At 45.5% G+C, this 24,447-nt stretch carries 18 protein-coding genes; 8 read left to right on the forward strand and 10 right to left on the reverse strand.

Going from position 1 to position 24,447, the window contains the following annotated elements; genetic code table 11:
• Positions 1-194 precede the first annotated feature (194 nt).
• The 6 genes from BLR32_RS17520 to BLR32_RS17545 form a co-directional block, all read right to left on the reverse strand.
• Complete coding sequence (locus BLR32_RS17520; RefSeq protein WP_089834060.1) at positions 195-1,796, reverse strand: RagB/SusD family nutrient uptake outer membrane protein; 1,602 nt, start codon at positions 1,794-1,796, stop codon at positions 195-197.
• 17 nt (positions 1,797-1,813) lie between these two features.
• Positions 1,814-4,969: a SusC/RagA family TonB-linked outer membrane protein gene (locus BLR32_RS17525; RefSeq protein ID WP_089834062.1), complete on the reverse strand. Its 3,156-nt coding sequence runs from the start codon at positions 4,967-4,969 to the stop codon at positions 1,814-1,816.
• Positions 4,970-5,055: 86 nt separating this feature from the next.
• The gene (locus BLR32_RS17530; protein ID WP_089834064.1) at positions 5,056-6,105 is read right to left on the reverse strand and encodes a FecR family protein; all 1,050 of its coding nucleotides are present in this window, start codon (positions 6,103-6,105) and stop codon (positions 5,056-5,058) included.
• A 71-nt stretch (positions 6,106-6,176) separates the two neighbouring features.
• Positions 6,177-6,731 carry a sigma-70 family RNA polymerase sigma factor gene (locus BLR32_RS17535; RefSeq protein WP_176842324.1) on the reverse strand — a complete coding sequence of 185 codons (555 nt, stop codon included), beginning with the start codon at positions 6,729-6,731 and terminating at the stop codon, positions 6,177-6,179.
• Positions 6,732-6,857: 126 nt separating this feature from the next.
• Positions 6,858-7,367: a VOC family protein gene (locus BLR32_RS17540; protein ID WP_089834068.1), complete on the reverse strand. Its 510-nt coding sequence runs from the start codon at positions 7,365-7,367 to the stop codon at positions 6,858-6,860.
• A 155-nt stretch (positions 7,368-7,522) separates the two neighbouring features.
• Positions 7,523-8,122, reverse strand: a complete 600-nt coding sequence (locus BLR32_RS17545) for a hypothetical protein (protein ID WP_089834070.1) — start codon at positions 8,120-8,122, stop codon at positions 7,523-7,525.
• Positions 8,123-8,278: 156 nt separating this feature from the next.
• On the opposite strand from BLR32_RS17545, the gene BLR32_RS17550 reads away from it, so the two are divergent.
• Entirely contained in the window at positions 8,279-8,791 is a 513-nt protein-coding gene (locus tag BLR32_RS17550) for a nuclear transport factor 2 family protein (RefSeq protein WP_089834071.1), read from the forward strand.
• Positions 8,792-8,855: 64 nt separating this feature from the next.
• Here BLR32_RS17550 and BLR32_RS17555 read toward each other — a convergent pair whose 3' ends face one another.
• Positions 8,856-9,215, reverse strand: coding sequence for a winged helix-turn-helix transcriptional regulator (locus tag BLR32_RS17555; protein WP_089834072.1), 360 nt, complete (start codon positions 9,213-9,215; stop codon positions 8,856-8,858).
• Between the two features lie 106 nt (positions 9,216-9,321).
• Here BLR32_RS17555 and BLR32_RS17560 point away from each other — a divergent pair, with 106 nt between their 5' ends.
• Entirely contained in the window at positions 9,322-9,921 is a 600-nt protein-coding gene (locus tag BLR32_RS17560) for a short chain dehydrogenase (protein ID WP_089834074.1), read from the forward strand.
• 292 nt (positions 9,922-10,213) lie between these two features.
• Here BLR32_RS17560 and BLR32_RS17565 read toward each other — a convergent pair whose 3' ends face one another.
• Positions 10,214-10,900, reverse strand: a complete 687-nt coding sequence (locus BLR32_RS17565) for a hypothetical protein (protein WP_089834076.1) — start codon at positions 10,898-10,900, stop codon at positions 10,214-10,216.
• A 250-nt stretch (positions 10,901-11,150) separates the two neighbouring features.
• Here BLR32_RS17565 and BLR32_RS17570 point away from each other — a divergent pair, with 250 nt between their 5' ends.
• Together BLR32_RS17570 and BLR32_RS17575 are read left to right on the forward strand one after the other, a co-directional pair.
• Positions 11,151-11,831: a hypothetical protein gene (locus BLR32_RS17570; protein WP_089834078.1), complete on the forward strand. Its 681-nt coding sequence runs from the start codon at positions 11,151-11,153 to the stop codon at positions 11,829-11,831.
• Positions 11,832-11,906: 75 nt separating this feature from the next.
• Positions 11,907-12,362, forward strand: a complete 456-nt coding sequence (locus BLR32_RS17575) for a macro domain-containing protein (RefSeq protein ID WP_089834079.1) — start codon at positions 11,907-11,909, stop codon at positions 12,360-12,362.
• 30 nt (positions 12,363-12,392) lie between these two features.
• On the opposite strand, the gene BLR32_RS17580 is transcribed toward BLR32_RS17575, so the two are convergent.
• Positions 12,393-14,645, reverse strand: a complete 2,253-nt coding sequence (locus tag BLR32_RS17580) for an ATP-binding cassette domain-containing protein (RefSeq protein WP_089834081.1) — start codon at positions 14,643-14,645, stop codon at positions 12,393-12,395.
• 254 nt (positions 14,646-14,899) lie between these two features.
• Here BLR32_RS17580 and BLR32_RS17585 point away from each other — a divergent pair, with 254 nt between their 5' ends.
• Positions 14,900-16,684 carry a PQQ-dependent sugar dehydrogenase gene (locus BLR32_RS17585; protein WP_089834083.1) on the forward strand — a complete coding sequence of 595 codons (1,785 nt, stop codon included), beginning with the start codon at positions 14,900-14,902 and terminating at the stop codon, positions 16,682-16,684.
• Positions 16,685-16,687: 3 nt separating this feature from the next.
• On the opposite strand, the gene BLR32_RS17590 is transcribed toward BLR32_RS17585, so the two are convergent.
• Positions 16,688-18,856 carry a xanthine dehydrogenase family protein molybdopterin-binding subunit gene (locus BLR32_RS17590; protein ID WP_089834085.1) on the reverse strand — a complete coding sequence of 723 codons (2,169 nt, stop codon included), beginning with the start codon at positions 18,854-18,856 and terminating at the stop codon, positions 16,688-16,690.
• A gap of 171 nt (positions 18,857-19,027) precedes the next feature.
• Here BLR32_RS17590 and BLR32_RS17595 point away from each other — a divergent pair, with 171 nt between their 5' ends.
• From BLR32_RS17595 to BLR32_RS17605, 3 genes are all read left to right on the forward strand, one after another.
• Positions 19,028-19,624, forward strand: a complete 597-nt coding sequence (locus BLR32_RS17595) for an RNA polymerase sigma factor (protein ID WP_089834087.1) — start codon at positions 19,028-19,030, stop codon at positions 19,622-19,624.
• Positions 19,625-19,702: 78 nt separating this feature from the next.
• Positions 19,703-20,902, forward strand: a complete 1,200-nt coding sequence (locus BLR32_RS17600; RefSeq protein ID WP_089834090.1) for a FecR family protein — start codon at positions 19,703-19,705, stop codon at positions 20,900-20,902.
• 301 nt (positions 20,903-21,203) lie between these two features.
• Positions 21,204-24,440 carry a SusC/RagA family TonB-linked outer membrane protein gene (locus BLR32_RS17605; protein ID WP_218124205.1) on the forward strand — a complete coding sequence of 1,079 codons (3,237 nt, stop codon included), beginning with the start codon at positions 21,204-21,206 and terminating at the stop codon, positions 24,438-24,440.
• Positions 24,441-24,447 lie beyond the last annotated feature (7 nt).

Below are 24,447 nucleotides of genomic sequence, written 5' to 3' on the forward strand. Positions count from 1 at the left end.
GTTTTTAGATGATCATGGTCTATGCTATCGTCGCTATGGCCGTTGGGGAGAATTTCAAAGAAAAAGAACACTGGTGGGATCACTAAGAGCAATCCGTTTATTTATGGCATCAATTGTCGCAATTTTTCAGGTGTTTTGTAGCTTCTGAAATCTTTGATCCTGTGAAATGTAAGGTAGTTGGCGTTATGCAGCTTTTAATTCCAGCCATTTCGAATGTCTTTGGCAACGTTCGGATTGTAATTCTTCTCTACGTCGGGGATAGGGAACAACAGGTGTTTATCCTGGAAGGGTTTTGTGCCGACGCCCGGTTCTGCCGCTTTTTCCGCATTGATGGTTTGCTTGATAATGCCCCATCTCAGCAGGTCAAAATACCGGCATTGCTCTCCGCACAATTCCAGCTGGCGTTCGCGCATCAATATTTTCATGGCATTATCTTTATCGCCCAATGTAGTATACAAAAAGGCATGAGAGCGGGAGCGTACACTGTCGATCAGCGCCAGTGGCGCATCGCCCGTATTGCCTTGCTGGATATGGGATTCGGCCAGCATCAGCATTACATCAGCCAGGCGGATCACCTGGCCATTGATAGGGCTTTTAGGATCGCCATATTTTTCCACGAGATTATAATACTCATATTTCTTCCAGCGATAGTCGCCCTGTGGATCTGTAGCATCAAAAGGAAAGGGTTTGGCACCTGTGGCACACTGCTGGCAGTACATGGTTTCTCCTCCTGAAGCTTCAGTGCCATAGAAGGTGGATTTGGCACGGGGATCGGTATACAACTCGCCGGTTGCGGGATTGGGATAGGTGAATGCTTTCACAGCAGCATTGCTGATGTATACATTCTTCCAGTCATTCCAGCCATACTCCATCGCACGGCCGGTATGCGTTTGTTTGCCTACCTGTTCCGCGCCATTGCCAAACATATAATAAGGGGAGCCAACACCCCAGTCGGTCCACTGTTGATCCATGATCTGGAAGATGTTCTCCGGTGTGTTCTGATTGGTAGTGCTGAACACATTATCAAATGAGGGGTCGAGTTTATAGGTATAAGGAGCACCCATCAGCTTTTCGAAGGAAGCCTGTGCAAGCGCCCATTTTTTCTGGTACAGGTAAGCCTTTCCGAGCAGGGCTATTACGGCGCCTTTGGTTACCCTGCCTAATTCTGCAGCAGGATATACTGTGGGTAACTCTGTGGTTGCTTCTGCTTCTGTCAGGTCTTTTTCTATCTGCTTCCATACGTCAGCAGCAGGGCTGCGGGATAAATAGTTGTTATGCAATGTGGTTTGATAGTCGATATATAGTGGTACATCTCCCCATAAGGTTACTAAATGGAAATACGCATATGCCCGGAGGAACTTTACCTCTGCAAGGTATTGATTCAGTTTTGCGCGATCTGCGGTGGCCGTGGGATTCCAGGCTGCTGCTCGGTCTATCACCAGGTTGGTCCGGAAGATCATCCGGTAAAGGGAACTCCATAATGCACTCTGATCTGCATTGTTGGTGCCGAAACTGTAATCGCCCAGTTCCTGTTCCGCCCCCAACAGGAAGCTGGCGCGTTTGGCTTCATTTCCCATCAAATCAAAAATATAGTAATACTCCCTGGCCCACAATCCGGGATGCAATAGCGTAGCGTAACTGGCAATAGTGGCCTGGTTCAGCGCCCCGATGTTAGTGAAATAAGTATCGTATGCGTAGGCACTCTGATCCACAAGGTCGAGACGTGACTTGCTACATCCGTTGAATATCGTCGTCAGCCCCGCTATCAGTAATAATTGATGTATATACTTCTTCATAAAATCATGTTTAGAAATTAAAACCCTAATTGAATACCTGCCAGGAAAGTCCTAGGTTGTGGTACCTGTCCCTGATCAATACCACGTGCAAAGAGGTAGTCGCCTGCTACTTCCGGATCATAGCCGGTGTAGCTGGTGAGGGTAACTAAGTTTTGCGCTGCTATGTAAATGCGGAGTGATTGAACGGTGCCTTTGGTGACATTGTTTAACATCGACATCGGAGCGTTGTAGCCAATAGTAATATTCCGTAGACGCAGGTAGCTGCCATCTTCCAGCCACCAGTCGGATGGGCGGAGGTTACCGTTACCTGTTACATTCTGGCCTATACGGGGCAGTTCAGCAACATCACCGGGTTTGCGCCACCTGTTAAGGATGTCGGTGCTGGCGTTGTGCCCTGTAGACATGAAGCTGGTATTTAGTTTTAAGCCATTCAGGAGTTTCAGTCCGCTGATACCTGACAATACAAGGTTCAGGTCAAAGTTTTTATATGTAATACCGGCATTGATCCCATAAACATATTTGGGGATGGCATTGCCTAATATTTCCTGGTCTTTTGCTGTAACCACGCCATCGCCGTTGATGTCTTTATAAATGAAATCGCCGGGTAATAAACCATCCTGGTATTTCGTCTCTGGTTTGCCGGATTTTCTGGCCGCTTCCTCGTTAAGGGTATTTATTTCGTCAGCATCCCTGGCCACATGATCCAGGCGGTAACCATAGAAGGAGCCGATGGCATTACCTGCAGCGGTGTAAGTGGTGGCAGGTACCGGTGTAAAGGCGCCGGCCTGGATAGGAGCAGAAAACTGGTCGCCTAATGACAGCACTTCGTTATGGTTAAGAGATCCGTTGACGCTCACATTGAAGCTAAGGTTGTTGTTGATCTTATCCCTGTACCCGATGGTCAATTCAAACCCTCTATTCCGGGCGTCGGCAGCATTGACTGTTTTACGAGGTTGCGCGCCGGTAGGACTTACGCCAATACTGGCAGGCAGCAAGGTGGTTACCAGCAAACCGGTACTTTTACGGTCATACCAATCGGCTTCGACGGTGAGGCGATGCTTTAAGAAGGCGAGGTCGACGCCTATATCGGTCTGTTTGGTTTGTTCCCATTTTAAATCGGGGTTGCTCAGGGTGGTCAGCGTAGTACCGGATATAAATGTTTCCGTGCTGCCCAGCGAGTATACCAGTGCGCCGCCGGGTGTGCCCTGGTACGTTTTTGCGGTATTGAGGAAGTTAGGGATATTGTTATTGCCGGTTTGTCCCCAGTTGGCACTCAGCTTACCCTCAGATAGTACTGGGAATGCGTCTTTTATAAATGTTTCTTCTGAAAAGCGCCAGGATAAACCGGCTGCAGCGAAATTACCGTAACGGTTGTTTGGTCCGAAGTTGGAAGCACCATCCCTGCGATAACTGGTGGTGAGTATATACTTGTCGTCATAAGTATAGTTCAACCGTCCGTAATAGGAGATCACAGAAGGGCGTGCATAGTTGGAATAAGTATTGGTAACGGATTGGGAAGGAGCCACTACCACATCGGTGATATTATCATTGGGTTGGCCTGTACCTCTGATGGTGGAGCTATTCGTAATTCCCGGATCAATATAGCTTTGTCCCGCGATCAGAGAGAACTGGTGCCTGTCCAATAGTTTTTCGTACGACAGATAGTTCTCCAGCATGTAGTAGGAGTTTTCTGTAAAACCGAGCGTCGACTGGCGTGCCTGGTTCAGGAAATTAGATGCCTGGTACTGTTGCTGGTAGCTGTTAGTCCGGGTGGAGTTCACTTCTGCCGCGAACTGTGAGCGGAATTTTAACCCGTCGATGATGCGTACTTCACCCGATAGTTGCGGGAAGAAGGCGAGTGATTTGGTCGTCTGACTTCTCATGGCAATCTCCTGTAATGGATTAACGGCATTGCTGAAGTCATCGATGTTGGAGAGGATAGAATATCCACCCTGTATAGAAGGGTCCAGGGTGGGTTTATAAGGTGCATATTGTATGGCATTGATGATATTGGCATAGTTGCCTTTACCTACATATTGCCGGACGATGATGTTTTGCGTAAAACGGAACCGGCCCAGTGTTTCTTCGAGGCCTATGCGTGCCTGGAATCGCTTGTTGGTCGCGTTGGTTAAGATCGCCTGTTGATTGATATAAGTGGCGGACACACTATAATTTACTTTTTCACCACCACCACTGATGTTCAGATCATTTTCAGAGACGAGCGCATTACGGAAGATGGCATCCTGCCAGTCGGTACTGTCCTGTAAAACTGCCGATGTGTTGAACTTTGCCGGCAGCACGGTATTCTTCGTAGTGGCGAGATCTTTCAGCGCGTCCACATATTGTGCGGCATTGAGCAGGTGCAGTTGTTTCCAGGCGCTGGCAATGCCCCATTGAGAAGTAAAACTAATACGGGGTGGGCCGGGCTTTCCTTTTTTGGTGGTGATGATCACCACGCCATTGGCAGCTGCGGAACCGTAGATAGCTGTGGAAGATGCATCTTTCAGGATAGTGATACTTTCTATATCCTGGGGATTGAGTGTATTGAAAAGATTTTTAGTGCCCTGGATACCATCCACTACATACAGCGGATTGATATCAGTGAAGCTACCGGTACCCCTGATGATAATCTGGGCATCTGCACCGGCGCTGCCACTGCTTTGGAGTACCTGTACACCGGCGGCTTTACCGATAAGTAGTTGTGAAGGATTCGTGGCATTTACAGCACCGGCTTCTTTCACCGTAACTACGCTGAAGGCGCCTACCACATCTTTCTTTCTGGCAGTGCCATAGCCGATAACGACGATGTCGTTCAGCGCTGCCACGGTCCTGACGAGGCGTACAGAAAAAGTGAGCGTAGCGCCTGATTTCAGGGTTACGTCGTTCAGCCGCTGGGTTTCAAAACCCATGTAAGAAATGGCGAAGGAGTATTTTCCTTCAGGGGGTAATCCGGAGAAACGGAATACACCATTGCTGTCGGTAACCACGCCGGCGGTATACTTTGTTTTTTCATTGAGTGCCACTACTGAGGCATTGGGGAGAAGGTCCCCCTGATCTGTACGCACGGTGCCGGTCACCTGCATACGACTTTGTGCCAGAGAGGTCATTGCAACGCCTGATATTAACATGACTAGCAGAAACAGACGCCATTTTGGTCGATAGAACATCTTCATAACTGGAACGTGTTTTTAATGTGCAGGGCATAGCAAGCCCTGGAGCGCTAAGGCGCTCATTGGTGGAATTGAACTATGTCGGTGAATTATTTTTTCCTGATTATAAATCCGCTATCATTCCGGGTCAGCTTCAGATTATTGGGAAGCGTTAAATCAGTCAGGATCTTCTCCAGCGAGTCTGTTTTTTCAAATTTACCATCGAAATAAATGTCCATCACATCTGAAGGGTAATAATAGATGGCTATTCCATAGTAATTACTTAGCTGGTCCAATACCTGCGGCATCGGTTGATTATTAAATTTATACCAGTCAGGTTTTGTATAACCTGTATCGTTGCTACCGGCTCTTACTAATATGTCCATGCCCCTGGTATTAAAGTCGGATACAATTGCTTTTCCTGTTTTGCGATAGTAGTTAAGTTCTTTGCCGGGCGTAAGTACTACATCGTTGATGACTTTCTTTTTATTGACAGATCCTTGTACCATCACCTTTCCGCTGTTCAGTCTTATGCTGATCATATCTTCGCCAGGGATGGCTTTCACATGAAAAAAGGTGCCCAGTGCGGTCGTGTATAGTTCCCCGCTATACACGACAAAGGGATGTAATTTATCGGCGGCTACAGTAAAATCGGCTTCCCCTGTCAGGTAAATGTTCCTGTTTTCCCTGAATTGTTTGTTATATACGATGGTGGCTGCCGGCAATAGGCTTACTACTGAACCATCCGGCAATACGATGGCCATGGCTTTATGGCTGGTGTTGGTGGTTTGTTGCTGTTGTTCAGACGGAATTATTACGGTCATTTCCCCGTTAGCAGCGGGTTTATTTTGATGGTCGCGGCGAAGCAGTAATAGGGTTCCCCCAACCAGTACGCCGGCTGTTATGGCAGCGATAGACAGTCGTTTAATCCATTTCTTCCGGTTATTAGACAATACCGTTTGTTGATGAATATTTTTCAGCCACTGTCGGGAAACGGCTTCCGGGAAGTGGCTTTCTTCCTGTAATTGCAGGAATTCCTCTTCCGGCAGGTATTTCTCCAGCATATCAGGATGCTCCTGCAGGTAATTGGCCACCATGCGGGCTTCTTCCGGAGTGCATTGATGGCTGAAGAACCGTTTTAGTAATTCATCATTTATCATATTATATACGGCTGGCAGATAAGTAATACGTTTGAAACGCGCGAACTACGTAGTCTGATTCAGAAATATTTTTAAAACCGGCTAAGCCAGGCCAGAAGGGATATCAGGAGCCCGAGATAATGTTTTATCTGTTTGATGGCCTGGAAAATATGTGTTTCGACAGTTCTGGACGACAAGGAAAGTTCGTGTGCAATCTGTTGGTAGTTCATGCCTTTAAAACGACTCATTTCGAATATCTTACGACGCATCGGAGGCATTTCTTTCAGTGCATTCGCCAGCTTTACCTGTAGTTCTTTTTCCGCCAGTTTCCCCCAGAAGTCATCTACCGGTAAGGTATATTTGTCTATCACGTGAATGATCTTTTCCTTGTAAACCGTTTCCTTGCGGAGAAAATCGATCAGGGTGGTGCGGGCAATGCGGAACAGCTGTAACTGTATGTTGAGGTCATCAGCGAGATTTTCCCGGTAGTTCCAGCATTTGATGAATGTGAGCTGCGTCACCTCTTCAGCAATGAAGGATGACCTGGTTTTTTGGAGAATAAAATAGTAGATCCTTTTGTGCCAGGAATAGTAGACTTCATTGAACACCAAAAGGTTACCTTGTTTCAAAGCAGCTATAGTATTCAAAACATGGCAATTTACCACAGCAATTTAAATAAATAAATGTGGAAATTCTTTTCATCTTAGAAAGCAGGATCTGGAGAAAAGAAATTCTGGTAACTGCTGGTGCGTGTTGCAGGATATGTGATCACCTCACCGGCCCCGCTGCATTTGTGCAATAGCTATCCATCCTTCCGGAGTGATACCCATAATCTCAGTAGCAAGGCCCAGCGTTTGGTAGGTGTCGAAGAAAGCCATTCGTGCAATTGGATGGTCCACTTCACTGATGATTGCATAACCTTGTTCACGAAGATCGTTGGTGATCCTATCGAAATCGCTTACGGGCAAACGGAAGGCAAGGTGCTGTGTTCCCCCTGCTGGATATTTGGCGAGGTAGTCATGGAACATACTTTGGCCGGAAAGAGGCTGGACGAGTTCAATGAAGGTACCTCCGTTATAAGTCTGAGTGGTCAGCCAGTCGCCGGCTACAACCTCGCCATAATAGGTCATATCGAGGTCCTGCGCGTGCATATGTTCTGGTGGAGGAAAGCCAGCGATGCCCAGCGTGCTGGCAAGGAATTTTGCAGCGGCGTGAATGTCGGGGACTACCCAGCCGATTTGTGCGAGTTCAAGTCCGGCGATGGTGTTGTTGATATTGTTCATGTTTGATTTTAGCACTGGTGGCTGAACAAAATTAAAACAGAGGGGATTCACATGCAGGGGGTATTTGCGACAATAAGAAGGCCGTTTACGACAACATTAACAGCAACGCCTGCTACAAGACAATGCAGCAGGCGTTATCTATTGCTATTGATGACTTAATTCTGGATGATGGGTTGTTGGTTAGCCACTACTTTCAATGATAACCTGGTAATAGAATCGTTGAGCGTTACATACTTTTCCTTCAGGAATTCCCTTCTTTTATGATCCACATTTGACATAGTCAGTGAGTCGGCGATAGTGGAAAGTGAATTCTTGTAATGGTTAAACCTGTCGCGCTGAGTTGGATTGTGCTGGCTTTCGATGTACTTCTGTAATGTGTCGAGATAGCTGCTTTGCCTGGAATGTACTCCGGCGATAGTCTGACTATCTGCCGCTTTTGATACACTGTCAGCAAGCAGTTTGTTTTTCTGAGAGGTAGTCAGGATGTTCAATGCGGTATCCTTGCTTTTGATCACAGCTTCCTGGTTGGAGATCAGATCATTTTTGTAAGAGGTAGACATAAACGTAAATACGCCTACAGTTACGGTCATAATAAAACAAACCAGCATATAGCGGTTGATCATTTTAAGGATGGCAGGGTTAACTTTTGGTAGTGTAACCAGGCTGGCAATGAGTTTATACGCGAGGTACATCAGCAGGAAACCAAATCCGGCGATCCCTGTACCTAAAATCTTCACGATGTCTAAAGAGTCCATAGGAGTTTGAAATAAGATTCAAATATAGATTATTTGGAATATATAATCTTAAATATGATTGATTAACAGGTGATTTTTGAGTAGCGCTATGCTATTCACTACATGTAGATTGTGCTTTATTGAATAATATTTATTTTAGGGAATTAAATTTTCACTATGAAAATCAGGCTAATAATAATCTCGATGATCCTTGTCCCATTTGCAATGGCCCATGCGCAAAATAATAAAGGCGGCAAAATTCCATCAGATGAGGGAGCAAAACAAATTGAACTCTACAAGGAAATTTTTAAGCAGGACAGCATTTTCTTTAGCGCCTTTAATCGCTGTGATACACTTACCTATCGTCAATATCTGACTAATGACTTTGAGTTTTACCATGATTTAGGTGGGCTGCATTATCTGGAGGAAGAAATGCAATCTATACGAGAGATGTGCCAAAGGAATTCACATATCCGGCGTCAGCTTCTGGAAAATACGTTGGAAGTTCATCCGCTAGGCGTCGATGGCGCTTTGGAGATAGGGGTACATCGTTTTTATCATACAAACTCCGGACAAAGTGAGCATGTGAGCGGAACTTATAAGTTTATACATGTGTGGCAGAAGAAAGGCAATGTTTGGAGGATATCGAGGGTTATTAGTTACGACCATGGAAAGATGGACAATAATTAGGATGGATAAAGGCAAGGCCTGCTTACATAAAGCTGCCTTATCTGCAGTTCCCTACTGTTCTTTCTCAGGAATAAGCTGCTTCGCTTTGGTTCATAATGTTTTTACGACTCCAATCCGATAATAAGAACAATACTTCCCGCAGGGATTCTCCCTTTTCACTCAATGAATATTCCACTCTCGGGGGGATTTCAGGATAGGCTTTACGGATGATAATGCCATCTGCCTCCAGCTCTTTTAAGCACTTTGATAGTACTTTAAGTGCCATGTTGGGCATTGTTTTGCTGAATTCGCCAAAACGCATCGGACCTTTTAGTAAAAGCCAGATAATAGGTGGTTTCCACTTGCCGCCAATTACAACAATAGTTGCTGTTATGGGGCAATCTTCCGCGCTATGATAATTTTCCTGATTTTTTTTTATTTCCATAATTCAATCCTGTTGATAATTACAACCTTTTGGTAATTACTTGACAAAATGGTAACTACTTGACAAAAGTACAGTATTAGGATAATTTCGACGCAAAATTTGTATCATGAAGATTATCATTATTGGCGCTACTGGTACTATTGGCAAACATGTAGCGAAGGCCTTGCAAAAAGATCATGAGATTATTACAGCAGGATCCCGGAGCGGAGATCTACAGGTTAATATTAGTGATCCTGATTCCATAAAAGCCATGTATGAACAGGCCGGTCCATTCGATGCATTGATTTGTGTAGCAGGTGATGGTCATTTCGGGCCGCTGGAAAAAATGACCGATGCAGATTTTAGGGTAAGTGTAAACAGCAAACTAATGGGGCAGGTGAACCTTGTATTAATAGGGCAACATTATATTAATCCCAATGGTTCCTTTACACTGACTTCAGGAAGTATGGGAGAAGACCCTGTTTTATTGGGAGCGTCATTAAGCGCTGTTAATGGAGCCATAGATGGATTTATATGCGGAGCTGCTATTGAGCTTAAAAATGGCATTCGCATCAATGCTGTAGGTCCGGATGTAGTGGAGGAGTCGCCGGTTTATTTTCCCTTCATGCCAGGCCACGAACCTGTTTCTATGCATCGGGTAACATTGGCATATATTAAAAGCGTACTCGGCGCACAAACAGGAAAAGCATATAAGGTTTTTGCGTAGTGTCGGGTAAACCCGGTGTTCGTATTGAGAACCGGTTGAGAAAATCTGTTGGCTATTTCATGCGGAATAGCTGACAGATTTTCCATTTATAGCTGTCATTATAGCCTGTCTTATGCAATGGTACAGCCTGTCTTTACGTTTAAGTAATCCCGTTAACGAGACGATAACAACCAGATATCTTTAAGTATGGTAAGTTTGCCTCCCCGGAAAGATATTCGCCCGTAATGGATTGTTGGGCGTAGACAGGAAAAAGGAGGCCATCATTGCCTCCTTTTATTTTCGTACCCAGGATTTATACAAACTTTGGCATAAAATCTCCTTGTGTACATCCGGGGATTGGTATCAGCTGATCTCCCGTCTGATCTGTATGCGGATGTTTGGCCAGTTCCTGGTACCAGTTCTTTTTAAACGGTTCTTCTACTGTTGAAGGGTCGACCAGTACATGGTAGCCGCCCCTGGTTTCAATGAACCTTACGTTGGCCGTATTGCCGACTCTTTCAAATACCCATGGCTTCAGGAATTGCCCATAGCCGGCTTCTTTATAGTCAATATCGAAATCGACAAAACAGCTTCTGCTTTTCGACCGCTGAATTTCATTCATTACTTCCTGGTGAGGATTGTGCGTTCTCTTCTGATGCTGTATACATTTGGCAAGTGTGGTAAGACCGCTGAACGTAGCATCATACATACTACGTGGATTAGGCGTAATGTAAATGGCAAGGGATTCCTGCGGAACGGCATTGCCTTTATTCGTATAAGCTCCAACGGGACATTCCAGCTGCCAGATCTTATAGAACAGATCTTCTTTCCTGCTGGTGAATCTTTTAAGTTGCTGTTTGTCTGACTTAATAATATTTCCCTCTGTATATTTACTTCTTGCCAGTAAACCTACATAATAGGTTTCCCCCTCTTCAAGGTTTGGTAACCATTCAATAAATTCCTGGAGGATATTTCTGTCTTTTATAATCTGATAGTTCATAGGTATTGGCGATTCAGGGATATTTTATTATCAACGCAACTAAAATAGTGAATTATAAAGATATCGTAGTTCGGCTATCAGCTTTTGTACAATTGTCTAATGTCATGTAATTGTAATTTCGGGTAGTTGATGTTACTTTCAAGGCGAACTCTCCGTTCTACTGAAACAATAACCTAAAGCCCGCTGTGAAACGCTGACAGGATATTGTCTGCATAATATTTCTTTCCCCAGTTAAACCAATAGCAACGTTATGAAAAATGTACTCTGGACAGCCATCATTTGTATCCTGGCCTTAAATGCCTGTTCTAAACACCACAACGACAACAACGATATCATACTACCTGAAGATCACGGCTGTATTGAGAGAATCTATATACCTGTTACCGCGCATTCAGTCAGCAGCGCTGATGTGATCACCATTAATACCCTTTTTAAGGATAATCAAATTGCGAATAGTAATCTGAGGTACTATAGATATTTCTATGATTCATTGCAAACCTACTATCCACCATATGCAAAACGCTATGAGCAAATAGTAAAAGTCAGTCAATACGTAAACGGACTGGGGATATTTATGCGCGATCTTTCATACAATTTTTTGGATCATAAACTTGGTGCCAGAGCAGGTAAACTGACCAAAGGAACTTCATTAGATACATTGCATCAACTGACTTTACCTCAGCTCAGAGGCTTATTTCTTGCCAGTCTTGAACAGTTTGACAAAGCAGCAGACAAATTTAAAGACAGTTGCTTTAAAGCGGAATTCGGCTATTACAACCTTGGAAAAGGTGATGATCCGGAGATGTTGGTTAAAGCATGGCGGGTTACGCCCCTCAACAGTGTTTTCCCGTCTGAATATCCTGAGGCTTATTATGAGGATAACGGGAGATTAATTACATATACTAATGGGATACAAACATTCAATAAATAATCAGCTTGTGGGATAGTGCAATTTGTAATCCTCTCTACTAACAGTACCTTTACGTCCCAACATTAAAAACTTCGAATGGTAAGGTATATCGAATTTGGCAACATTTTTAAGATAGAGGGCGTTCACAACTACGCACATGGATGTAATTGTGCCGGAGCCATGGGAAAAGGTATTGCGGTTGAATTCAAGGCAAGATATCCTAAAATGTATAACGAGTATAAAACGCTTTGTAGCACTGGTAAATTCGCCCTTGGTAGTGTTTTTGAATACAACTATGGAGATGGGTATGTTTTTAACCTCGGTACCCAGGTTAGCTGGACAACAAGAGCTGTGCTGGAGGCTGTTGATGAGGCAATTGACAAAATGTTATCCATTGCATCAACGCTTAAAGTAGATAAGATTGCATTGCCTAAAATAGGTGCTGGATTGGGTGGTTTGAATTGGGATGATGTCAAGATGGTAATTAATAAGGCAGCCGCGAACTATCCTAACGTAGATCTTTTCGTTGTCGAGAACTTTAGAGATGAGTAAGACCTGGTCTGAATAGTTCGCGGCGCAACCTCAACCTAAGGCGCGTTTCAGGTAATACCCCGTATGCGAACCGGCCTGTTTGCACAGCTCCTTCGGCGTACCCTCAAATATCACCTGTCCGCCTTTATGACCACCTTCTGGGCCCATATCTATTATCCAGTCAGCATTTTTGATAACATCCAGGTTATGCTCGATTACAATGACAGTATTACCACCATCTACCAAACGATCCATTAAAGAGATCAGGCGGCCGGTGTCAGACATATGTAGTCCGGTAGTCGGTTCATCCATCACATAGATGCTCCCTTTTTTATGTAGCTCACTGGCCAGCTTGATACGTTGACATTCACCACCGGAGAGCGTACTCAATGGTTGTCCCAGGGTCAGGTATTCCAATCCTACTTCCATCAATGTTTGCAGCTTCTTCGAAAGCTCCCTGATGGAGAAAAACTCATTAGCTTCTTTAACCGTCATCTCCAATATCTCAGAAATGTTCTTTCCATTGAATGTAAATGCAAGCACTTTTTCTTTGTATCTTTTCCCCTGACATACCTCACACGGTGTTTTCACTCCTTCTAAAAAAGCCAGATCTGTGTAGATAACGCCTGTACCCTGACAATTCTCACAAGCTCCTTTTGAGTTGAAAGAGAAAAGCGATGCATCTACATTGTTGGCACTGGCAAAAGCTTTTCTGATCAGATCCATCACTCCGGTATAGGTAGCCGGATTAGATCTTGTGGATGTGCCTACAGCTGATTGATCTACAACAACGGCCTCCGGGTGTTTCGACAGGAAGGCATGATGTATCAGCGAACTTTTGCCTGAGCCGGCAACGCCTGTCACTACTGTCAATACTCCTGCAGGAATATTAACGGATACATGCTGTAGGTTGTTGACGCTGGCATGATTGATTGAGTAGTGCCCCGTAGCTTTGCGGTATTGTTCTTTTATGGCAAAGGTATGGTTCATATATTTCCCGGTAAGGGTATCAGATTTCAGTAAACCTGCGAGATTACCTGCATACATGATATTCCCTCCTTTGGCTCCTGCCATCGGACCAACATCTACTATATGGTCAGCAATGCGGATCACATCAGGATCATGCTCTACCACTATCACCGTATTTCCCTTATCTCTTAATTTGGTAAGCAGGGAATTGAGCCTGTAAACATCCCTGGGATGCAAACCCACACTGGGTTCATCAAAAATATACAAGACATCGATCAGGCTGCTGCCAAGATGTTTTACCATTTTCACCCTTTGGGATTCTCCTCCTGATAATGTATCTGTTGCCCTGTCAAGGCTCAGATATCCCAGGCCCATGTCAACCAGGTGTTGTAAACGCTCCTTCAGCGTTGCTATCATTGGCAGCGCTATGGGATCGTTTATCTTCTGCAGAAGAGGGATCAGCTCTTCCACTTCCATCGCCGACAATGTTGCAATGTTATGTCCGTCTATTTTACAATTTAATACCTCCTGTTTTAAGCGGGCGCCCTTGCATAAGGGGCATGGTCCATAGTGCAGGTAAGCAGACACCATCTTCTGCGTGCGTTCCGATAATGTTTTGAGGTCACGTTTGATATAAGCGCGATTGAATTTCTCTATGATACCCATGTAGGTGGCATTCATGGTGCCATTCCCTATCTGTAGCTTAAACTTTGTGGGAGGGCTGTATAGCAGCAGATTCATTTCCTCTTCTGTATAATCGCGCAACTTCTTGTTCACGTCAAAATAACCGGTGTTGGCATACATCTCTTTTTCCCAACCTGCAAATCCTGGTACCTGTAATGCGCCTTCCTTTAAGGACTTGTCCGGATCATAAAATTTCGTTCCGTCAAATCCCAGCTTCTGTCCCAATCCATTACATTCCGGACACATGCCTTGTGGATCATTGAAGGAGAATACATTTGAATAACCGACGAAAGGTTTCCCTACCCTGGAGAAAAGCAAGCGCAGTACCGGTGATATGTCAGTCACAGTGCCCATCGTAGAGTGAGAGCCACCTCCTAACCGCTTCTGATCAACAATAATGGCCATGCTTAGTTTTTCTATCGCATCAGCATTGGGCTGCGGATAGCGGGGAAGCAGGTTGCGGATAAACATACTGAAGTTCTCATACAATTGCCTTTGTGCTTCATTGGCGATAGTGTCAAATACAATAGATGATTTTCCGGAACCGGACACACCGGTGAAGATGTTGATTTTTCGCTTAGGTAAACGAACATCCACATTTTTTAGGTTATTCTCTCTTGCGCCACGTATTTCGATGTATTCCTGGGTCATAGCGTTGATTTGGGTTTATAATAAAGTGGAGTACAGGAACTCCGGACAAGGCGGCAAAATTATTATTAAAAATCTGATGAAATGAAGTTAATGTGCCCGATCTTTTCATGTAAACCTGATAAAAAATAGTCTTTCTCCCAGCATCCTTGCCAATCACTAATTAATTAGATATTCATAACAGAACCACCATATTCCGTATATTAGTATAAGCTGGAAAACCCCCGATTTTTATTTTATACCAAAACGAGAATGTCATGTATAAATCCCCCTTTGGAATATTCCGTCATCATCTTATTAAATGGAGTTTGCTGTGTTGCATCGCTGTCATTGTATTCCAATGTAAGAATAAACCGAGGATAGGACTGCCTTCCGGCGATCCTGACAATGGAGGCTTGATACTACCCGGTGATTTCGAAGCAGTGGTAGTTGCAGACAGCCTTGGCAGAGCCAGACATATAGCAGTAAATGACAACGGCGATATCTATGTAAAACTTGTTTATAACGATATCATGAAAGGGAGAGGAGGTACCGTGGCGCTCCGGGACGCTGACAATGACGGAAAAGCCGATATTATTGCCTATTTCGGCGATTATAAGGACGAGGGAGGGCTGCCGGTGGGGATGGTGATCTATAACGGCTATTTGTATACTTCCACGCTCCGGCAGGTACTCAGAAACAAGCTGAAAGCCGGGCAACTTATTCCAGATAGCAGAACGGAGATTATCCTTACGGATGAAGATGAATATATCGAACGGCATTGGCATACGGCCAAACCGATGGCATTTGACAAGCACGGGCATATGTATGTGCCTTTTGGCGCTCCTACAGATGCCGCCCAGGATGTGCAAAAGGCTGGTCCGGGGGGAATGCCAGGCGGCAAGGGACTTGATCCTGCTCCCGATCTTCAGTGGCATGGAGGTATCTGGCGCTTTGATGCCGACAAGGAAGGGCAGACGCAGAAAGACGGTTATAAATATTCCACCGGTATCCGCAGTGTATTGGGCGTGGCCTGGAACCCCAATGACGACTGCCTGTATGCAGTAATGAATGGGATAGATAATTTTCATACCCGGTATCCGGACCTGTTCACCTCCTGGCAGGCCGCAGTATTGCCCTCTGAGCCGCTCCTGAAGGTCACCGAAGGGTCGGATTTCGGATGGCCTTATGCTTACTTCGATCACATGCTGGGTAAGAATATGCTGCAACCGGGATATGGTGGCGATGGCAAGATCGTTGGCAGAGCGGCTAAGTTTGATATACCCGTGATGGGTTTTCCGGGCCATTGGGCGCCGATGGAGCTGTTGTTCTATCAGGGTAACCAATTTCCTGAACGGTATAAGAAAGGCGTTTTCATTGCATTTCACGGCTCAACAGACCGGGCGCCTTATCCGCAGGCGGGATACATCGTTTGTTTTGCTCCATTTGAAAACGGGAAACCCACTGGTAAATGGGAAGTGTTTGCAGACGGGTTTACCGGCATTGATACTGTGGTGAATACAAGCGACGCCTTATACCGTCCTATGGGACTTGCCGAAGGACCAGATGGCTCGCTATATATTTCAGAATCCAATAAAGGTAAGATATGGCGGGTGATGTATAAAGGAAACAAAGCGCAGTTCGGCGAAGCGCAGCTGGTCGCTATGGAAGCCCGTAAATCGCGTTCTTACATAAAGACGCCCGACGAAGTGAAAGATAACCTGGGAAAGGGAGGAGAGATGCATGGCAACATGCTGTATAATGTTTATTGCACGAGTTGTCATCAGCGTGATGGCAGAGGAGATAATAACCGCTATCCGCCGCTGTTGGGGTCCGAATGGGTAAGCGGCAACCGGGAAAGGCTAATTAAAATAGTGTTACACGGCCTGCAGGGAGAGATCCAGGTGAACGGCAAGACTTACAACGGTGTCATGCCTGCACATGGCGATTTCCTGGATGACTATGCAGTGGCTTCTATACTTACATTTATCAACAAGCGCTTTAATCAGAAGGACAGCGCCTTTACTTACGAAGAGATCCAAAAGGTACGTGGTACAAAATAATATTTAGCGTAACAGTTTTTCTGGCAGTATGGGCAGATCACGCACACGTACGCCGGTAGCATAGTAAACAGCGTTGGCAATGGCTGCTCCTGCAGGTCCCTGTACTGCTTCACCAGCGCCCAGCGGTTCCTCATTGGGATGGTCAATCAGTGCTACTTCCACTACAGGTACCTGCCCGAAAGGCAGCACCGGGTAACTGATCCAGTCTTTGCTGCGAATCTTTTCATCAAACTTTACCTGCTCCCGTAATGTCCAGCTGGCGGCCTGCACCAGGCCACCTTCCGTCTGGTTTTTGATGCCATCCGGATTGATGATCTCCCCGGCATCTATCACAGCCCACATCTGTTCTATCTTTACCATTCCGTCTTTCACCTGTACCTGCGCAGCGACAGCTGCATAGGCGGCTGTGTTCTTATAACGGGCAAAGGCAATACCTATTCCACTACCATTACCCTGAGGCCCGGAGGGCACTATCGCTTTCAGTTTTTCTACTACCGCAATGGCCCGTTTGTCTTCCAGGTGCATCAGCCGGAATTCATATGGGTCTTTTTTTGCCGCTACAGCTATTTCTTCCATGAAAGACTCGATTGCGAAAATGTTACCAAATGCTCCTAAACTACGAAGTGCCGATACCCGTAAAGGCCCTTTGAAAGAGTGCGACTTTACATTGACGTTTGGAAAGTTATAATACGGTTCTGAGTTCCGGTAAGCGCCACCGCTGTACCCGTCGCCAGGCCGGGGAAAAGGCTTTTCAATGTACCATGCTGGCAGGAGATTCGATGCCTTGCCACCTGGTCGGGTGCTATGGGTATCTGACCACAAGGCGTATTGCCAGTGACTGATCCTGCCGTTGTTGTCCAGCAATGCCGCTGCTTCCATCAGCATAGCGCTGCCGTATGGTTCCCAGCCATGCTCTTCCTGTCTTGACCACTGCAGACGTATATGTTTTCCGGGTATCTGCATGGCCAACAATGCAGCTTCTGCAGCTACATCGTCAGCGCCGTTATGTCCGAAACAACCGGCACCTGGCACACCCTTGATATGGATACGGTCTACCGGTAACTGCAAGAGCTCTTTCAGCGATTCCCTCAATGGATACACACCCTGGCTGTGCGTCCAGATATGCAGCTGGTCTTTTTCATATAGTGCAACCGCACAGGAAGGGCCTATAGCCCCATGCATGATATATGGTTTGAAATAGCTTGCGCGAACAGTAGCTGTGCCGGTGAGCTGTGTTCCTTTTTGTTCCACGTTCTGGGATTGCACAGGTAGTTGCTTCAGATAAGCAGCAAGATCTTTGCCTCCCTCCAATGATTTTACCTGCGACCATTTTGTATTTTCTGACAGTATCTTTTGTGCCTGCATGGCGGGGTATTCACCTGTTGCAATAACGGCGAGGAAACTACCATTAACCACTACTTTTTGCAGTCCTGGTACTTTTGATCTTACATATTGTTCATTGAAACTCTCCAGTTTAGCATCATAAGCAGGAGGACGTACAACGCGGGCATGTAACATACCGGGAAAGCGCAGGTCATGAACAAACAAGGGACCGCCACTGAGCATTGCAGCAAGGTCTTTGCGGTGAACCGGTTTGCCGGAAATGCGATAGTCCTCCTTTGCTTTCAGTGGTAGTGGGAGTCTGATGTCGCCACTCAGCTTCTTACCACCCAGTACTTCGGCAAATGTAAGCACCTGATTTCTGTTCTTTGTATATACCGTACCGTTAGACATTTCCAGTTCTTCTGCCGGAATGTCTAGAAGGGGAGCAGCCAGCTGTAGTAGCTGTTGTCTTGCTGCTGCAGCGGCATAACGTACAGACATAGCGCTTGTTTCAATAGAAGCGCTGCCGGCGGTATAAGATTCATTAGGTGTTACGCCTGTTTCTGCGATTGAGACAATCACTTTGTCAATGTCCAGGTCCAGTTCTTCTGCCGCTACCTGTGCTATAGCGATACCAAGACCCTGGCCCAGTTCTATTTTACCGGTAAATACACGCACACTGCCATCGGCTAATACATTCAGCCAGGCATCTATATTGGGATATCTTTTAAGAGAACCGGGTAACTCCTGCAATGGTAAAATAGCATCTGTTACGTAAGGAGCGCCGAAGGAAAATCCTATTGTCAGGCAGCCGGCTGTTTTCAGGAAATCTCGTCTGGACTGATCCATAGTGAACGGGTTTGATAGCTATTCTCAATATAATATTTTTCTCTTTCAACACATAAGCTGTTATCCGCCATTTGAATAAAGCAATTTTTTGTGTTTATTTGTACTCTTACCACCGTTATTTCTTCTTTTGTCCAGTGAACAAATGATACCCACTCGTAAACTGCTGTCTATTTGTCGACTGATTCTCAACATATTAATGAGAAGGCACTATTTCTTCGCATTGCCGAAGGTGAGGAGTCTGCGTTCCGGGAACTTTACCGGTTGTATGGCAGGCTGCTGTTCCCTTTCTTAATAAAGCTTACAGCATCTCAGGATACTGCTGACGAGATCATACAGGAAGTTTTCCTCCGGGTATGGCTTTACCGTCATACACTCCCGACAATCGACCATCCCCGCGCCTGGATCTTTAAGATTGCTTCCAACCAGGCATATACCTGGCTTCAAAAGAATATGAGGGCCACACAGGCCATCCGTCTTCACCAGGATGAACAGCCGACTGCAGATAACCCCGTTGAAGTAAACCTGACCGTCAATGACATCAGGGCCCTTGTTCAGCAGGCCATAGCAGAGCTGCCTCCCCAACGCAGAAGGATTTATCTCCTGCAACGCGAGCATGGTCTGAAGCCAGCTGAAATAGCCAGCGAACTGGGTATTTCCGTAAGCACAGTAAAAAACACCTTGTTGGTTGCCACTAAAGCCATTCGGGAGAAAGTAGAGAAAGGGGGGTATTTGCCATATTGGCTTATTCTTCTTTTATTGAAGATGTAAAAAAAATTTGGAGGCCAATAGGCCTTTTTATTTTTCTATTAGTCTCATTAGATACAGGGCACTTTTCCACATAATGATATGACAAACGAAAAACGCGTCTATTACTTATTACAGCAGTATCTGGATAAGCATATTTCTCCCGAAGAAATGGAGGAATTAGCAGATCTGCTGCAGGATGGACAGCAGGCTCCGCTTGTTCAGGATACCATACAACAACTCATAGAAGAACAGCCGGTGGATAACCGGGGAGATATTACAAGATGGGACGCCAGAATCGCAGCTATAGTAGGCATAGATAAAGAGCATATGCCAGCCTTGCCGGCAGGCAGGGTGCGACGCATCCGCCCGTGGGGATGGGTGGCTGCTTCGGTAGTATTGCTGCTCGGCATTAGCTCTTATCTGTGGCTTACGAACCACCGAAGTAAAGATCAGGCGACCATCAGCGCGGGCAGTCTTGCGCAAAATGAAATACGTCCGGGTAGTAATAAGGCTATCCTTACGCTTGCAGGCGGACAGCAGATCATCCTGGATAGTACCGTCAATGGACTGGTGGCGCAGCAGGGTGGTGCAACGATCACTAAGCTTAGTAACGGACAACTGGCATACCAGATCAACAAAGGTAATGTTACGGGGAGAGTATATAATACGATGAGCACTCCCCGTGGCGGTCAGTATAGTCTCCTCCTGCCGGATGGCACAGGCGTCTGGCTCAATGCCGCATCTTCCATTACCTATCCGACCGTATTTACCGGCAATAACAGGGAAGTGGTCATCTCCGGAGAAGTCTATTTTGAAGTGGCGAAAGAAAGCGCCAGGCCTTTCCGGGTGAAAGTAAATGATATGGTAGTAGAAGTGCTGGGAACTCATTTTAATATTAATTCCTATACCGATGAATCTACGATCAAGACCACTTTGCTGGAGGGCATTATAAAAGTGGTTCAGCGCAAAATGGGAGGAGAAACGCTGGCCGTGGTATTAAAGCCCGGCCAGCAAGCGCTGGCGGCAGAGCAGATCAAAGTAGTGGATCATGCAGATGTTGACCAGGCCATGGCATGGAAAAACGGACTTTTCAATTTCAATAAACTAACCATTCAGGAAGTATTGCGCCAGTTGTCTCGCTGGTATGATGTGGATGTGGTGTATCAGGGCATTGTTACGCCACGGAAATTCGGCGGTGAGATAGGGCGCGACCTGAACTTATCAGAGGTACTGGACGGCCTGGAAGCCGCTGGTGTCCATTTTAAAGTAGAGGGTAAAAAGCTGATAGTTATTCCGTAAGGGAGAATAATCCACCGATGTGGTGTCAAAATAAAGCTACCTGAAATAGAAGCCAGAAATGCAGGAACATTTCTGGCTGGCGTTCGGGTAGTCCGGAACAAAGCAAGGTCCTGCAAGACAGCTTATTCTTTCACCCAAACTACGCGAATGTATGCAATTTAAGGCTTTTTGTAAGCAGCCGGCCTGGCTGAGGCGCCGCTGTGCGGTTCCGCCTGTGTCAGGGATGAGATCAACCAAAGAAAGATCCTGCGGGATCATCGAAAAGACATTGATTCGAACGATGAAATTAACTTCCATTCTGATGCTTGCCGTCTGCCTCCAGATAAGCGCAAATGGCTTTTCACAGACGGTTACTTTTTCGGGAAGAGACGTTCCCCTGGGAAAGGTCTTTTCCGCTATTAAAGAACAGACCGGGTATGTCCTTTTCTACGACTACTCCGTGCTGGATGGCAGTAGGCCGGTGACCCTCTCGGTTAAAAACGATCCGATAGATCATTTCCTGACCAGGATATTAAAAGGGCAGCTACTGGACTATAAGATCATCCGGAAGACCATCTTTATTAAAAAGACCGATCCTCCGGCTGGTCCAAAGGAGCTGCAACCCGAAGAAGCTGATATTCCTGTTGCCAATCCTCCTATAACGGGCAGGATCACCAATGAAAATGGTGAGCCACTTGTGGGCGCCACTATGAAAGTAAAAGGAGGGAAGGCCGTTGCAGTTACTGATGCAAATGGTAAGTTCTCTATTGATGCCAATGTTGGCGATCTGCTGGTGATCAGCTATGTTGGATTTGCGTCCAGGGAGATCATGATCAATACCGCCGAAATCGGAAGGGTATCTTTGTCTCCGTCTGATTCCCGCTTAGATGAGATCCAGATCATTGCTTACGGTGTATCCACCAAAAGATTTGTGACAGGTAGTGCCACCACTATTAAAAGTGCGGACATCGAAAAACAGCCTGTAACGAATGTTTTAACTGCCCTGCAGGGCCGCATGCCGGGTGTGTTTATTACCAGTGCCAATGGTATCCCGGGATCTGCTGTTACCATGCAGATACGGGGAAACAACTCTATCTCCGCGTTGTCCAATCCTCTTTATATAGTAGATGGCATCCCTATTCCTGCCACTTCTATCAGCAATGTGTCCAACACAGCCAGTGGTTCGGTAAGTCCTTTTAACAGCATCAATCCAATGGATATAGAAAGTATCACCGTTTTGAAAGATGCTGAAGCTACTGCTATCTATGGTTCCCGTGGTTCTAACGGGGTCGTGCTGATCACCACTAAAAAAGGGAAGGCAGGTAAAACAAAACTGGATGTGAATGCCTATTCAGGAGCAAGCGTAGCTACCAGGATACCGGAGTTTATGAATACGCAGCAATACCTCACTATCCGGAAAAAGGCTTTTGCGGCTGATAATATCACGCCAACCATCAGTAATGCCCAGGACCTGTTATTATGGGACCAGAACGCATATACCAATTTCCCTAAATTGATATTAGGGAATACTTCGCCACTGACGAATGTACAGGCAACCGTATCTGGTGGTGATGAGAACACCCGTTTTCTGCTGGGAGGAGGATATCATCATGAAGGGTCTATTATTTTTGGAGATAATCATGACAACAGGGTAAGCGGTCATCTTAACCTGGATCACAACTCAACGGACAAGCGACTGAACATAAATACATCTGTCACTTATTCCAATGATAATATTAAAACGCTGGCAGCAGATCCTTATTTATCCATTTTCGCACCGCCTAACTTCCCGCATTATGATACTACGGGAAACCTTTACTGGATAAAGGGCAATACTACGCCACCGCTGACAAATCCTTATTCCTATCTCTTAAAGGTGGGCAGGACCTCGACTGATAACTTTATTGCTAATACATCCATCAGGTATGCAGTTTTACCAGGATTGAATGCCAAAGTAAATGTAGGTTATACCAAGATGTCTATGGCGCAGCAGTCAACAGCTCCGACTACGGCTTTTAATCCAACCTCTACTTCCTCTACCAAAAGTTCTGCAACTTTCGGTAACAGCAGCACGCAGTCTTATATTATAGAGCCTCAGCTGGATTATACAAAGAAGATCTCAAAAGGTGTACTCAATGTTTTAGCAGGTAGCACCATGCAGTCAAGTAGCTCGAAAACCAATTCCATCACGGGTATTAACTTTACCAGTGATGATCTGATAGAGAGTATTTCTGCCGCTACTGCTATTACCAATAAGACACTTACGAATACGCAGTACAAGTATATATCAGGATTTGGCAGGGCGAACTTCCGCTGGAAGGATAGGTATATCTTAAACGCTACCTTCAGAAGAGATGGTTCCTCCCGGTTTGGTCCTGGCAGGCAATTTGGGGACTTCTGGTCAGTAAGTGGCGGATGGATATTCTCCGAAGAAAATATTGTTAAACGCACACTTCCTGTTTTAAGCTTCGGAAAGTTAAGAAGCAGCTATGGTGTGACGGGTAATGATCAGATACTGGATTACAGGTATCTTGAAACCTATACCAGCAATTCGCTTCCTTACAATGGTAACCTGGGGCTTTACTCCAACAATATCGCTAATCCGGATTACGGCTGGGAAACGAATAAAAAGCTGGAAGTAGCAATGGACTTAGGATTTCTGAAAGACAGGATATTGCTTACATCAGCCTTTTATCGCAGCCGTTCCAACAATCAGCTGGTGCAGACTTCATTGCCTACGCAAAGCGGCTTTAGTTATTATCAGGCCAATTTACCAGCGTTGGTGCAAAACACCAGTTGGGAATTTGAGTTAAGTACTACAAATATCAATAGTAAGCGCTTTCATTGGCAAACGAACTTCAATATTACTTTCCCAAAGAATACTTTATTAGCATTTCCGGGTCTGGCCTCTTCTCCCTATGCCTTGTATTATGTAGTAGGACAGCCTTTGGACCTGTTCAGGGGATATCATTATACAGGTATATCTGCAACAACGGGTGTTGCCCAGTTTGAGGATGTGAATAAAGATGGCAGTATCACTTCTTCGGGTGATTATATCAATATTGGTTCACGATACCCGAAGTATTATGGAGGCTTGAGCAATACGATCAGTTATAAAAACTTCAGCCTGGATATCTTTTTGCAGTTCAGCAAACAGAATGGTTATAATGCTATAAAGGCCTATTATTATCCTGTGGGTTATAAGGTTAATTTACCGGCCTATCTTGCACAGGATTACTGGGAGCCCGGTCATACCAATGCCAGCAGGAGTGCATTGACCACTACTACTTCTTCGGATGCGGGTTATGCGTACATCTACCAGTTGCCTATGTCGTCGGCAGCGTATTCAGATGCTTCTTATATCCGGGTAAAGAATCTTTCTTTCTCTTATTCACTACCTAAGAAGATCATTGAAAAAATGAGGGCACAGAGTCTGCGTGTGTATGTACAGGGACAGAACCTGTTCACATTCACACACTATAAAGGGCTTGATCCGGAAGTACAGAATGCAACACCGGTTTTAAAGACGCTGACAGGCGGTATCCAGTTAACATTGTAAAGCATAT

It is taken from the genome of Chitinophaga filiformis (genome assembly GCF_900102545.1).
In the GTDB taxonomy this organism is placed as follows: Bacteria; Bacteroidota; Bacteroidia; order Chitinophagales; family Chitinophagaceae; genus Chitinophaga; species Chitinophaga filiformis.